The following is a 14,819-nucleotide window of genomic DNA, read 5'->3' as shown; positions in this document are numbered from 1 at the left end:
TTTCGTTTTTTAGCCTGAATGAATGTTTGAGATGTTCTCTTTTATTTAGAATCTTATTTTTAAATATGGGAAAAAACAACTCCGAAACCCGTCGGATTCAACCAATTCTTTGGATTTCCACATTATATTTTGCAATGGGAGTGCCCTTTGTAACCATTAATGCGGTTTCAGGAATTATGTATAAAGATATGGGTGTTTCGGACTCGCAGATCACTTTCTGGACTGCCCTTGTGATGTTCTCCTGGACATTAAAACCTCTTTGGAGCCCGTTTCTGGAGATCTATAAAACAAAAAAATTCTTCGTTGTTTTTACTCAGTTTGCGATAGGAATTCTGTTTGCATTAGTGGCCTTAAGTCTGCCAATGCATGATTTTTTCAAATACAGTATTGCACTTTTTGCAGTAGTTGCATTTTGTGGAGCTACCCACGATGTGGTAGCAGACGGAACGTATATTGGGTTTCTTACCAATAAAGAGCAGGCAAAATATATCGGTTGGCAGGGTGCTTTTTATAACCTGGCGAAGATTATCAGCAGTGGTGCACTCGTTTATTTTGCAGGAATTTTAGAAAAGACAAAAGGCGTTACCCATGCCTGGATGATCATTATGGTAATCTATGCATTACTCTTTTTTGTATTGGCTATTTATCACTATTTCATTCTGCCGAAAGAAAATAAAGAAGAACAGAAAGACGAAAAGACTGCCGGAAATGTTCGTCAGGAACTATTGGAAGTCATTACCTCTTTCTTCACCAAAAAGAAGATTCTGTGGTGTATCCTCTTCATTATACTATATCGTTTTGCAGAAGGATTTGCCATCAAGATTGCACCTTTATTTTTTAAAGCTCCAAGAACTTCAGGAGGCTTGGGATTATCCACTTCTGATATTGGGCTTATTTACGGAACATACGGTTCTGCAGCATTTATCTTAGGTTCTGTACTGGCAGGATATTTTATCTCAGCCCGCGGATTGAAAAGATCTTTGATATGGCTGTGCTGTGCATTCAATATTCCATTTGTGGTATATGCATTACTGGCCTATTATCAGCCGGCAGACCTTTTACCGGTAGGAATTGCCGTGGTAGTAGAATATTTCGGTTACGGATTTGGCTTTGTAGGGTTGATGCTCTACATGATGCAGCAGATAGCTCCCGGAAAACACAAAACGGCCCATTATGCATTTGCAACGGGAATTATGAATCTTGGTGTAATGATTCCTGGAATGTTCAGCGGAATGATCAGTGACTGGGTTGGGTACAAAATATTCTTTATCTGGGTATTGATTGCTACCATTCCTGCATTTTTAGCTACCCTATTCGTTCCTTTTCCTCATCCGGAAAATCAGAAAGAACAACAAATCAACTAATAATAATTAAAAATAAAAAGTAAAAATACTTTATGACAGCTCAATCAGTAATGATCCCTTGGCAGGATCGCCCGGAAGGTTGCAATGATATCATGTGGAGGTTTTCCGAAAACCCGATCATTAACAGATACGCGATACCAACATCCAACAGTATATTCAACAGTGCAGTAATTCCTTTTGAGGATGGATTTGCAGGAGTGTTCCGCTGTGATAACAAGGCAGTACAGATGAATATTTTTGCTGGTTTCAGTAAAGATGGAATCAATTGGGACATCAACCATGATCCTATTGAAATGCAGGCAGGAAATACGGATATGATTGAATCCGATTACAAATACGATCCCCGCGTAACTTTTATAGAAGACCGTTACTGGATCACATGGTGCAACGGATACAATGGGCCTACCATCGGAATCGGGTATACTTTTGATTTTAAAGAATTTTTTCAGTGTGAAAATGCCTTTCTTCCCTTCAACAGAAACGGTGTTTTGTTCCCTGAAAAAATCAATGGTAAATATGCCATGTTGAGCCGTCCGAGTGATAACGGACACACGCCTTTCGGTGATATTTATATCAGCTACAGCCCTGATATGAAATACTGGGGAGAGCACCGCTGCGTGATGAAAGTGACACCTTTTGAAGACAGTGCATGGCAGTGTACGAAAATCGGGGGAGGGCCGGTTCCTATCAAAACGGAAGAAGGATGGCTGCTTTTCTATCATGGAGTGATCAATACCTGCAGAGGATTCAGATATTCAATGGGAGCAGCTTTGCTTGATCTTGAAGATCCTACAAAAGTATTGTACAGAACGAAACCTTATCTGCTGGCGCCGGCAGAATTGTATGAACTGACAGGAGATGTACCCAATGTGGTTTTCCCTTGTGCAGCATTGACTGAGGGAGACAAAGTAACAGTATATTACGGTGCGGCTGATACCGTAGTTGCGATTGCCTTTGGATATATCTCAGAAATCATTGATTTTATGAAAAAGAATTCAATTTAATACAGTAATATAAAGTTTAGGAAAATAGGTTAATCATCTTAATTTTCCCTTTTACTGGGAATTTTATAATGGTTTTCCTATTTTTAAACCAACTTTTAAACAAAAAAAATCTCCGATACCTCTCTTATCATGAAAAAAGAACTGTTAATCTGCTTTTTTACCACCCTGATGTCTGTAGCCAGTGCCCAGCAAAATAAAAATGATGTTTTATCCTGGGTAGATCCTTTCATAGGGACAGGAGGGCATGGGCATACGTTTCCGGGGGCAACTACGCCATTCGGGATGATACAGCTGAGCCCGGATCAGAATACGAAAAGCGGTGACTGGGACTGGTGTTCCGGATATCACTACAGCAGCAAAACGATCATGGGATTCAGTCATAACCACTTGAGTGGAACAGGATGGGCAGACCTTGGAGATATTCTGGTAATGCCTACTGTAGGACAGGTAAAAATGGTGCCGGGATCTGAAGATAATCCTGAGACAGGTTACCGTTCAAAATTCACGCATGATAAAGAAATAGCTTCTCCTGGATATTATTCTGTAATGCTGGACAGCTATGGAATTAAAGCAGAGCTTACCGCTTCCCCAAGAGTCGGATTTCATAAATATACTTTCCCGAAAAGTAGTGAAGCCAATATCATTATTGATCCTACTAATAAAATCTTCGGAAATATCTACCATACTTTAGTAAGTGTAGAAGGCAATAATAAAATCAAAGGGTACTGCTACAGCAATGGCTGGGGAGGTAAACGGTTTGCTTACTTCGTAATGGAGTTTTCCAAACCGTTTAAGTCTTACGGTGTTTATGCTGACGGAAAAATCAAAAATGATGAAAAAATTGCCCTTGCCAAAGATGCTAAAGCTTTTGTAAGATTCTCAACAGAAGATCAGGAAAGCATTGAAGTTAAAGTATCTTTATCTCCGGTGAGCACAGAAAATGCACAGGAAAATTTCGATACAGAAGCAACAAATGTTGACTTTGCCAAAGCAAAAGAAACAGCCCAAAAGACCTGGAGAGATCTGATCGGCAGATTCCAGGTGACAGGAGGAACTGACAGTCAGAGAAAAATTTTCTATACCGGAGTTTACCATACCTTCATTGCACCCAATTTATACATGGACGTGAATGGAGACTATGTTGCCGCTCAGGAAAACATGAATACCAAATGGTTTACCAACTACAGTACTTATTCTTACTGGGACGGATTCAGAGCAACACACCCGCTGTTGACGATTATGGATCAGAAACATACAAAAGAATTTGCCAACTCTCTGATCAGCAGATATACCGATCGTAAAGATCATATGCCAATCTGGGAGCTTTGCGGATATGATAATTTCTGTATGCTTGGCTATCACAGTGCTTCGGTAATTTGGGATGCTATTTCAAAAGGAGTTCCTGGTATTGATGCTGAAAAAGCATTTGCTGCGATGAAAGATGCTTCTTTGACAGATAAAATGAGCAGCAGTGATGGTGGCGGAGGTCTTAATGATTATATCAAATTAGGCTACACTCCATCAGAAAACGGAGCTTCTGTTTCTGCTACACTGGAATATTCCTATGATGACTGGTGTATTCAGCAGCTTGCGGAAAAATTAGGTAAAAAAGAAGAGTCAGAAGTTTATAAAAAACGTTCAATGAACTTCCTGAATACCTTCAATAAAGAAAACAATCACTTCTGGCCAAGACAAAAAGATGGAAAATTCTTAGCAGATTTTACCCTTAATGATTGGAAAAAGCTTCAGCCACACTGGGTTTCCGGAAACATCTGGGCTTACGATTTTTTTGTTCCTCATCAAATTGATGAAATGATGAATCTATATGGAGGGAAAAAAGGATTTGAAGAAAAACTGGATAAAACCTTTACAGAAGCACTTCACATGGAAGGAGAACAGCATGTAGATATCTCAGGATTTATCGGGTCTTTAGGATTCGGAGATGAACCGGGGCATCATGTTCCATACCTGTACAATTACGCGGGAAGTCCTTACAAGACTCAGAAAATGGTAAAATATATCCGTGACAATATGTACGCTGCGAAACCTGATGGAATTGTAAACAATGAAGACTGCGGTCAGATGTCAGCGTGGTATATATTCTCATCATTAGGATTTTATCCTGTGACGCCAGGGAAACCTGTTTATGCCATTGGAGCACCACAATTCCCGAAAGCTTCTTTAAAGCTTGAAAATGGAAAAACGTTTACCGTGATTGCAGACAAAATATCTGATAAGAACATTTATGTACAGAAAATGTTCCTGAACGGGAAAGAATACAAAAGCTGGGAGCTGAACCACAGCGATATCATGAACGGTGGTGAATTGAGATTCGTAATGGGGAGCAAACCTGTAAAATAAGACTAATAAAAATAAACGAAACAAAGTATCAATGGAAAGGAGAAATTTTATTAAAACAAGTGCACTGGCAGGAGCCGGATTGCTGTTTACTCAGAATGTTTTTGCTAAAAATTTAGTGCTGGATGATTTTCCTGTTGTCCGTGTTCCTAAAGATAAAAGACATTTTACCAGCGAATCCGTAGAAAGTGCTATTGCAGCGTTTAAAAAGAAAGTAAAAAACAAAGAGCTGAGCTGGCTTTTTGAAAACTGCTTCCCGAATACATTAGATACTACTGTTTACTATACAGAAACCGGCGGAACACCGGATACCTATGTGATCACTGGGGATATTGATGCCATGTGGCTTCGTGACAGTTCCGCACAGGTTTTTCCTTATCTGCAGTTTTCGAAAAAAGATGAAAAACTACATAAGCTGATCTCAGGAGTAATCCATAAACAGACTACTTTCATCCTGAAAGATCCTTATGCGAACGCTTTCTATAACGATGATCAGAAGATCAGTAAATGGAAAGAGTATGACCATACCGATATGAAGCCGGGAACCCATGAAAGAAAGTGGGAAATTGACTCGCTTTGTTATCCTATCCGTCTGGCCTACCATTTCTGGAAAACAACAGGAGATACAAAACCTTTCGATAACAACTGGCTGAAAGGAATTAAGCTTACCCTGCAGACTTTCACAGAGCAGCAGAGAAAACATGATCTGGGACCTTACAAATTTGAGCGTACTACAGCTTGGGCAACAGACGGAGTTCCTATGGGAGGATATGGTTATCCAACGAAACCTGTAGGATTAATCAGCTCTATGTTCCGTCCAAGTGATGATGCTACGATTTACGGATTCCTGATCCCTTCTAACTTATTTGCTGTGGTAAGCTTACGCCAGGCTGCGGAAATGGTTTCACAAATTAAAAATGAAAAAACGTTGGCTCAACAACTGAACAGCCTTGCTGATGAGGTAGAAGCAGCCATCAAAAAATACGGAATTTACAATCATCCTGAATTTGGAAAAATCTATGCTTTTGAAGTGAATGGTTTCGGAAGCTACAACCTGATGGATGATGCGAACTGCCCAAGCTTGCTGGGACTACCTTATCTGGATGCGGTGAAAGCTGATGACCCTGTATATTTGAATACAAGAAAATTTGTGTGGTCTGAAAACAACCCGTTCTTCTTCAAAGGTAAGCTGGCAGAAGGAATAGGAGGTCCACATATCGGACTTGATATGATCTGGCCAATGAGTATCATAATGAAGGCACTTACTACCAAAGATAAAAGTGAGATCAGATGGTGTATAGATACCTTACAGAAAACGCACGGAGGAACAGGCTTTATGCATGAATCCTTCCATAAAGACGACCCCAAAAAGTTCACCAGAGAATGGTTTGCATGGGCAAATACTTTATTTGGTGAATTGTTATGGAAAACCTTTAACGAAACCCCAGAGCTACTGACATAGCACACCCTTTTATATGGCTTATTCATCTGAGATTCCTTCCCAAAAAAGAAGGCGTCAGGGGAATGCTATATAAAATTCACACACCAAAACACCTTAAAAAAATTATACAATGAAAAAAAAATCCATCTTTACCGCACTGATTGCCATGATGCTTCAGTCTGGTTCTCTGATTAACGCACAACAGCTTAGTCCTACCGGAATTTGCTATGTGGAAGTGAATAACAATAACCTCCTGAATGCAGGGGCGTACAAACTGCAGACATCGAACAGCTATCTGTTTAATGTGGTAAATATTTTTGCGGCCAATATTAATTATGATACCAGCCGTGGTAGAGCTTATCTGTATTCCAATAATAACGTGACCAAGGTTCTTACTAATGCAGATACTTACATAAAGCCACTTCAGCAAAAAGGGATGAAAGTAGTACTTACTATTTTAGGGAATCACCAAGGAGCAGGGATCTGTAATTTTCCTACCCGTGAAGCTGCAAAAGACTTTGCATTACAGTTGGCGAATACAGTGAATACCTATGGTCTTGATGGAATTGATTTTGATGATGAATACTCAGAATACGGAAATAACGGAACAGGGCAGCCTAATGATAGTTCCTTTGTAATGCTTGTTCAGGAGCTCAGAGCCTTATTACCGAATAAAATTATTTCATTCTATTATTATGGTCCTGCCGCTTCAAGACTTTCCTGGAATGGAGCCAGAGTAGGAGATAATGTTAATTACAGCTGGAATGCCATGTACGGAACATTCTCTGCTCCGAATGTACCACCTCTTACCAAAGCACAAATCTCTCCCGCAGCCGTATGGATGGGAAATACTTCCAATTCTACTACCACGAGTCTGGCTACCCAAACTAAAAATGGAGGCTACGGAGTATTCATGTGGTATGATTTACATGGAACGAATGAAACATCACAGCTTTCAGCAGGAACTCAGACCTTATACGGAGAACCGACTGTTTTAAGCGGTACTTTACAATCATGGACACAAGGAACCAATTGTGACGCACCTATCGGATTATACACAAGCAACCTTACAGGAACAAGTGCAAAACTAAACTGGTCAGCCGTAGGAACCAATACTTATGATATTGATTATAAACCAGCTTCTTCAACCACATGGACGAACGCAGTGTCTGCAACAAGTTCTACTTCTGTAACCATTTCCGGATTAACAGCTAACACTGATTATGACTGGAGAATCAGAACCAACTGCAGCGTGAAAAGCGCCTATATGTTTGCTCCAAGGTTTACAAGCACTTCCGGAACAACACCTACAGGTTCTTACGCTTTATCTCTTGACGGAAGCACTGAATCAGGAGCAGCCGGAAGTATGAATCTAAGTGGTTCTGCTTTATCTTTTGAAGGATGGATCAAACCTTCGTCATTCAAATCTGCTTCTCCTTATATTTCTTCTATCATGGGAACGGAAGTAAGCGACAGCAATTCTGCATTCCTGCGATTGGGAGATGCAAGTCTTGCGAATAATAAACTTCAGTTTGTGGTAAGTATTAATAATGTACAGCAAAAACTGGCGTCTGCAACTGCTTTGAATGCCAATACCTGGTATCATGTAGCAGCTACTTATGATGGATCCAATATGAAAATTTACATCAATGGAGTTTTGGATGCGACCAAAGCGCAAACCGGAAGTGTGAACTCAACAGGAGCATTCAATGTAGGATATTTATACAACACGTCCAGAAATTTCAATGGAAAAATAGATGAGGTAAGAGTATGGAAACGTGCATTGAGCCAGACGGAAATCAGTCAGAATATGTGTAATGTATCCGTTCCGGCAACTTCACTGGCTGCGTATTGGAAATTTAACGAAGGAAGTGGTTCTACAGTTCAGGATACTTCCGGAAACGGAGTGACTCTAACCTTGACAGGTGTTGATTCTTCTAATTGGGGAACAGATCTGCCATGTACAACAGGAAGTTCAGCATTAGCAAGAACTGCAGGCCAAAAGGCGATCAATGTGGGAGAAACAAATATTAAAAATCAAATAAAACTATACCCTAATCCGGTAAGCAAATCTTCATCACTGACAGTGTCTGTTCCGGATGAATACAGCAAAGGGAAATTGACAGTTTATGATTTTAACGGAAGAATCGTAGACACAAAATCACTGAACTCCGGAGACAATCAATATGAATTGAGCAGAATTTCAGCAGGAAATTACATTATCCAGTTTGAATCTCATGATGGAAGCCTAAAACAATCCGAAAAACTAATTGTAAAATAATAAAACTCAGTCATTGGGCTTCGGCCCAATGATTTTTCTACTACAAAATTGATAGACTATGAGAAAAAAATCCTTTTTTATTCCCTTAATGGCCCTGATGCTTCAGTGTGCCCCGTTGCTCAAAGCACAGCAGCTTAATCCCTTAGGAGTCTGCTATGTAGAAGTGAATAATAATAATCCGTTGAATGCGGGTTCCTATACGTTGCAGAATACCAACAGACAGCTTTTTGATGTAGCTATTATTTTTGCAGCAAATATCAACTATGATGTTTCCAAAAGCCGCGCTTATATCTCAAACAATAACAATGTTACCAAAGTTCTGAATGATGTTAATACTTATGTAAAACCCTTACAGCAAAAAGGAATAAAAGTATTACTTGATCTTTTAGGAAACCACCAGGGAGCCGGAATTTCTAATTTTCCAAACCGTGAAGCGGCAAAAGATTTCGCTTTACAGGTTGCTCATACTGTTTACACTTATGGCCTGGATGGAGTAGACCTTGATGATGAATATGCAGGATACGGAAACAATGGAACAGGACAGCCCAATAACAGCTCTTTTGTCATGCTTTTGCAGGAACTGAAAGCCGCCATGCCGGATAAACTGATTACATTCTACTACTATGGTCCGGCTACAACCAGACAGACTTATAATGGAGATTTAGCAGGAAATTATATCAATTACACCTGGAACGCAATGTATAGTACTTACAACGCACCTGTTGTTCCGCCTCTTGATAAATCTAAAATTTCTGCCGCTGCAACATGGATTCAAAACTCGAATCCTAGCTCTACTTCTGCAACAACTCTGGCAAGTTTAGCAACCAGTACAAAGAATGATCAATATGGGGTATTTATGTGGTATGATCTGGGCGGAACTGATGTAGCCAGCTATCTGAGCACAGGCTCTAATATCCTTTATAATGAAAATACCCTTTTAAGCGGGCAGTTGTATTCATGGTCTCAGGGACAGTCCTGTGATCCGCCATTAGGACTTGATATTTCCAATGTGACAGGAACTTCAGCTCAACTTAACTGGACTTCCAATGCTTCGCAGTCCTATAATATTGATTACAAACCAGCCAACTCAACAGTTTGGACAAATGTGGCCAATAATTATTCAGGAAATAATATTGTCATCAACAACCTTACCCTGAATACCAATTATGATTGGAGAATCCAGTCTAACTGTTCACCGACATTAACAAGTACTTATATTTTTGCACCAAGGTTTAACTCCGGAAGTGGCTGCACTACGCCATCAGGATTGACTTCCGGAAGTTTCCTTGGTAATACGGCCCAGCTATCATGGGATGCCGGAAATGCAACTTCATATACCCTGCAGTATAAAACTGCTGCAGCCACAACCTGGACTGAAATCCAGAATGTTAGCACCAATTCTTATTCATTACAAAATCTTAGCCCTAATACCGCCTATGTATGGAAGGTAAAAGCCTCATGTGCAGGAGGAACTACAAGTACCTATTCAGGAGAAGGATCATTCAACAGTGGTTTCGCTCCGGTTACAAGCCCGGGTGCAAGATCTCTTGCTTTCAACGGAAGCACGCATTATCTTAATGCAGGACAATTTAACCTGAGTGGAAATGCGGTGACCTTTGAAGGATGGGTAAAAGTAAACTCATTTAAATCGGCTTTCCCTTACATCTCATCAGTAATGGGCGTTGAAGTAGGAGATAACAACTCAGCAATGCTTAGATTCGGAGACGGAAACCTGGCGAATAACAAACTTCAGTTTATTTTGAGTTTCGGTTCATCACAGGTAAAATTGAATACAAATACTGCATTCAACACCAATACATGGTATCATATCGCAGCTACTTATGATGGTGCAGCCATGAAAATTTATGTCAATGGTAACCTTGATGCCAGTTTTGCAGTGACAGGCAACTTTACAGCAAACGGAATCCTTTATCTGGGAAGAAACTATGACAATTCCCGTACAATCAATGGTTTCCTGGATGAATTCAGAGTTTGGAAAAAAGCATTAACGCCGCAGGAAATTTTAAGTAACAGCTGTAATGTTCCTGCCAACTCTACCGGTCTTGAAGCCAATTGGAAAATGGATGAAGGAAGTGGAATGGGAGCTTTAGATGCTACGGCAAATACTCATTTTGCTACCCTGATTAATATGACAGATGCGAACTGGAGAACAGACGTTGCCTGTGCAGCATCTCTTGCCGTGAAAGATATAGAATCCGTAAAAGAGAACAGTGCAGTCTATCCAAATCCTGTGAAACGTGGAAATGACATTCATTTTGCCATCAGCGACAATTCGGCAACGGAAGTGGCATTGTATGATGTTTCAGGAAAATTATTCAAAAAACAGAATATTAATCAAAATAATAACGCAGTGAATACGCAGGATTTAATCAGTGGTACTTATATTTACAAGATTACATCTGTGAACCGTAAAGTACTATCAACCGGTAAAATTATTGTGAAGTAAAAATCAGATAATGAAATAGTTATCGGAACTAATAAAATAGAGTCTGAAATACAAAGCAGATAGACAGAGGCGTACTTCTGTTTGTCTGTTTTTTCAGTCACAGGAGTTCTTGAATTTAAAATAAAAAATAATGCAGAATATAGTAGGAATCGATATCGGAGGCTCTCACATCACGTTGGCTCAGGTAGATGCCGGAAAACGTGAAATCATTTCATCAACCTATGTAAGAGAACATGTGGATGCTTTTGAAAACAAAGAAATTATTTTCAATGCATGGGTTTCAGCCATTAATAAGGTGGCTCATGATCTGGTAAAAGAAGATCTTTTAATCGGTATTGCAATGCCCGGACCTTTCGATTATGAGAACGGGATATCGCTCATGCAGCAGGGAAAATTTATTGATATCTATCAGGTGAATATTAAAGAAGAACTTGCAAAAAGACTGGACATTTCTCAGGAGCAGATTCACTTTGTAAATGATGCCGCCGCCTTTATGGAAGGGGAAGTATTTGGAGGTTGTGCCCAGGGTTTCAACAGTGCTTTTGGAGTGACTCTTGGAACAGGATTGGGAACTACTTTCTTTAACGGAGAATTGGCTACTGATGAAGACTTATGGGATTCTCCTTTCAGAGATTCTATCAGTGAAGACTATCTGGCGACACGCTGGTTTGTGAATCATTATAAAGAACTGACCGGAGAGGAAATATCTGGAACCAAAGATTTGTTGGATAAACCTGCAGAAATACAGACTCAAATGTTTAACGATTATGCAGACGCCTTTTCTGAGTTTATTATCAGATATGTAGATCATTACAAACCGGAAGTTTTAGTTATAGGAGGGAATATTGCCAAAGCTTATCCTTATTTTGAACAAAGATTTATTCAGAATTTAACAAAGAATAATATTAACTTGCAGGTTAAAATTTCCGCCATTTTTGAAGATGCCGCTATTCTTGGAGCTGCAAGCTATGCATTAAAAAAGCGTATATAAATTAACAAACGAAAAGATACAATGAAGTTTATATTTTCTACTTGCTTACTGTTATTACAGGCCTGGGCGTTAGGTCAGAACGTATCTCCCGTAGATTATGTGAATCCTTTGATGGGAACACAATCCAAACCTTCATTATCCAATGGAAATACTTATCCGGCTGTCGGACTTCCTTGGGGAATGAATATCTGGACACCGCAGACCGGTAAAATGGGTGACGGATGGGCATATACCTACGATGCAGATAAAATAAAAGGATTTAAACAAACTCACCAGCCATCTCCCTGGATGAACGATTATGGCGCATTTGCCATCATGCCGGGAGTTGGAAAAGTGAAATTTAAAGAAGACGAAAGAGCAAGCTGGTTCAGCCATAAAGCTGAGGTTACAACGCCTTATTTTTATAGTGTTTATCTGGCGGATATCAATGTTACTACAGAATTTACACCTACAGAAAGAGCTTCTTATTTTAAATTCGATTTTCCAAAGACGGACAGCGCTTACGTAGTGGTTGATGCATTAAACAAAGGTTCTTATATCAGGATTTTACCAAAAGAAAGAAAAATCCTGGGATACACAACGAGATATTCTACCGGGAAATATGAGAACTTTAAAAACTACTTCGTTATTCAGTTTGATAAAGATTTTGAACTGACAAAAACCTGGAAAGACGATAAACAGGTGAACGATCAATTAGAAATTACCAGTGATCACACCGGAGCTGTAGTAGGATTTAAGCTTAAAAATAAAGAAACGGTTTATGCAAAAGTAGCCTCTTCATTCATCAGCTTTGAACAGGCAGAACTGAATCTGAAAAGAGAAATCGGAAACAAAAATTTTGAACAGGTAAAAACCGATGCTAAAAATATCTGGAATAAAACTTTAGGAAAAATAGAGGTAAAAGGAGGAACTGATCAACAGATGAGAACCTTTTATTCCTCTTTGTACAGGACTTTATTTTTCCCACAGAAATTATATGAAATTGATGCTCAGAATAAAATAAAACACTGGAGTCCTTACAACGGCAAAATTGCAGACGGAAGAATGTTTGCAGGAACCGGTTTTTGGGATACCTTCCGTGCTTTGTACCCTTTCCTGAATCTTGTGTATCCAAGCATCAATGTAGAAATGCAGGAAGGACTGGCCAATGCTTACAAAGAAGGAGGTTTCTTACCAGAGTGGAGCAGCCCTGGATATTCTGATATTATGATTGGAAACAATTCCGCATCCGTAGTAGCAGATGCTTACATCAAGGGACTTCGCGGATATGATACAGAAGCGCTTTGGCAGGCAGTAAAACACGGAGCAAATAATGAAGGTCCTATAGAAGCTGTAGGCCGTGCAGGAGTAGAATATTACAATAGATTAGGTTATGTACCTTACGATGTAAAAATCAATGAAAATGCAGCCAGAACATTGGAGTATGCTTATGATGACTTTTCAATTTATCAGTTAGGAAAAGCACTGGGGAAACCTGCTTCTGAAATTGATATTTATAAAAAAAGAGCTTATAATTACAAAAATGTATTTGATAAGGAAACAGGTTTAATGCGTGGTAAAAATAAAGATGGTAACTTCCAGAAACCTTTCAATCCTTTTAAATGGGGAGATGCTTTCACAGAAGGAAACAGCTGGCATTACACATGGTCGGTTTTCCAGGACATTGATGGTCTGGCAGAACTGATGGGTGGTAAAAAGAAATTTGAAGCCAAATTAGATGAGGTATTCTCATTGCCACCTGTTTTTGATGACAGTTATTATGGAGGAGTGATCCACGAGATCAGAGAAATGCAGATCATGAATATGGGGCAGTACGCGCACGGAAATCAGCCTATCCAGCACATGATTTATCTGTACAACTATGCAGGAGCACCTTACAAAACACAATATTGGGCTAGACAGGTGATGAATAAATTATATCATGCAACACCGGACGGATATTGCGGTGATGAAGATAACGGGCAGACTTCTGCGTGGTATATTTTCTCAGCACTAGGTTTTTATCCGGTAACACCTGCAACGGATCAATACGTGTTGGGAGCACCATTATTTAAAGAAGCTACCATCCATTTGGAAAATGGTAAGAAAATTGAAATAAAAGCTCCGGAAAACAATGCAGATAATTTATATGTAAAATCATTGAATGTAAACCAGCAGTCTTATTCCAAAAACTGGCTGAGCCATAAAGAACTGATGAAGGGAGCCGTTTTAGACTTTAAAATGGACAGCAAACCCAATAAAGAAAGAGGTTCACAGGAAAAAGACTTTCCATATTCAATGTCAAAAGAAGAATCAAATAAATAAATTTTAAATTAAAAATATAGCTGTATGAGTACAGAAAAAAAAGAAATATTCGATAGAGTAGAGAGCATGCTGCAAGGACAGGGTTTTAACATCGCAGCAAAAGACGATACAAGACCATGGGGAGGATTCTTTGTGATTGATGAAACACAGGCACAGGATTTTGCTAACCAATATTTCGATGGGATTGATGTAGACAACCTGAGAATAGGAGGGAAGCTAAGCCCGAAAATTCTTATCGTTGCTCCGGAAGCAAGATTAAGCTGGCAATATCACCACAGAAGAGCCGAAATCTGGCAGGTAGTAGAAGGAACGGTAGGAATCAAAAGAAGCAATACCGATGAAGAAGGAGAACTGGGAGAATATGGTCCAAAAGATCAGGTGAAACTTCAACAGGGAGAAAGACACAGATTAATTGGTCTTGCAGGTTGGGGAATCGTAGCTGAAATCTGGCAGCATACCGATGCATCCAATCCTTCAGATGAAGATGATATCGTAAGAGTACAGGATGACTTTGGAAGATAAATAAAAAAGGATGAAGCCGTCTCACAACTGAGGCGGTTTTTCTTGTTAAAAAGTAAATAATTTTTATATATTTTGATTTGTTTTTTT

Annotated in this window: 9 protein-coding genes; all 9 read left to right on the top strand. The window is 39.4% G+C overall.

The annotated features are described in order from the left end of the window. The first annotated feature begins 65 nt into the window (after positions 1–65). The 9 genes from NK356_RS19955 (at position 66) to NK356_RS19915 (ending at position 14,732) form a co-directional block, all read left to right on the top strand. Entirely contained in the window at positions 66–1,364 is a 1,299-nt protein-coding gene (locus NK356_RS19955; RefSeq protein ID WP_253317843.1) for an MFS transporter, read from the top strand. A gap of 32 nt (positions 1,365–1,396) precedes the next feature. Then, entirely contained in the window at positions 1,397–2,368 is a 972-nt protein-coding gene (locus tag NK356_RS19950) for a glycoside hydrolase family 130 protein (RefSeq protein ID WP_047376309.1), read from the top strand. Positions 2,369–2,497: 129 nt separating this feature from the next. Then, positions 2,498–4,729, top strand: a complete 2,232-nt coding sequence (locus NK356_RS19945) for a GH92 family glycosyl hydrolase (protein WP_253317842.1) — start codon at positions 2,498–2,500, stop codon at positions 4,727–4,729. A 31-nt stretch (positions 4,730–4,760) separates the two neighbouring features. Beyond that, positions 4,761–6,188: a glycoside hydrolase family 125 protein gene (locus NK356_RS19940; RefSeq protein ID WP_253317841.1), complete on the top strand. Its 1,428-nt coding sequence runs from the start codon at positions 4,761–4,763 to the stop codon at positions 6,186–6,188. A gap of 109 nt (positions 6,189–6,297) precedes the next feature. Beyond that, complete coding sequence (locus NK356_RS19935; RefSeq protein ID WP_253317840.1) at positions 6,298–8,448, top strand: endo-beta-N-acetylglucosaminidase H; 2,151 nt, start codon at positions 6,298–6,300, stop codon at positions 8,446–8,448. A gap of 58 nt (positions 8,449–8,506) precedes the next feature. Continuing rightward, entirely contained in the window at positions 8,507–10,915 is a 2,409-nt protein-coding gene (locus tag NK356_RS19930) for an endo-beta-N-acetylglucosaminidase H (RefSeq protein WP_253317839.1), read from the top strand. Between the two features lie 130 nt (positions 10,916–11,045). After that, positions 11,046–11,906, top strand: coding sequence for an ROK family protein (locus NK356_RS19925; protein ID WP_253317838.1), 861 nt, complete (start codon positions 11,046–11,048; stop codon positions 11,904–11,906). Between the two features lie 21 nt (positions 11,907–11,927). After that, on the top strand, positions 11,928–14,210 hold the full coding sequence (locus tag NK356_RS19920; RefSeq protein ID WP_253317837.1) for a GH92 family glycosyl hydrolase: 2,283 nt from the start codon (positions 11,928–11,930) through the stop codon (positions 14,208–14,210). 24 nt (positions 14,211–14,234) lie between these two features. After that, a complete protein-coding gene (locus tag NK356_RS19915; RefSeq protein ID WP_034691610.1) occupies positions 14,235–14,732 on the top strand; it encodes a phosphoheptose isomerase in 498 nt (165 codons plus the stop codon). Positions 14,733–14,819 lie beyond the last annotated feature (87 nt).

The organism is Chryseobacterium sp. S0630, from assembly GCF_024158915.1.
GTDB lineage: Bacteria > Bacteroidota > Bacteroidia > Flavobacteriales > Weeksellaceae > Chryseobacterium.
The sequence above is the reverse complement of the archived record's forward strand: the minus strand, read 5'-3'. Positions and strand labels throughout refer to the sequence as shown.

Coding starts and splice junctions, on each gene's coding strand:
- NK356_RS19925 (WP_253317838.1), top strand. CDS start 11,046: ATGCAGAATATAGTAGGAATCGATATCGGAGGCTCTCACATCACGTTG.
- NK356_RS19955 (WP_253317843.1), top strand. CDS start 66: ATGGGAAAAAACAACTCCGAAACCCGTCGGATTCAACCAATTCTTTGG.
- NK356_RS19915 (WP_034691610.1), top strand. CDS start 14,235: ATGAGTACAGAAAAAAAAGAAATATTCGATAGAGTAGAGAGCATGCTG.
- NK356_RS19940 (WP_253317841.1), top strand. CDS start 4,761: ATGGAAAGGAGAAATTTTATTAAAACAAGTGCACTGGCAGGAGCCGGA.
- NK356_RS19950 (WP_047376309.1), top strand. CDS start 1,397: ATGACAGCTCAATCAGTAATGATCCCTTGGCAGGATCGCCCGGAAGGT.
- NK356_RS19935 (WP_253317840.1), top strand. CDS start 6,298: ATGAAAAAAAAATCCATCTTTACCGCACTGATTGCCATGATGCTTCAG.
- NK356_RS19920 (WP_253317837.1), top strand. CDS start 11,928: ATGAAGTTTATATTTTCTACTTGCTTACTGTTATTACAGGCCTGGGCG.
- NK356_RS19945 (WP_253317842.1), top strand. CDS start 2,498: ATGAAAAAAGAACTGTTAATCTGCTTTTTTACCACCCTGATGTCTGTA.
- NK356_RS19930 (WP_253317839.1), top strand. CDS start 8,507: ATGAGAAAAAAATCCTTTTTTATTCCCTTAATGGCCCTGATGCTTCAG.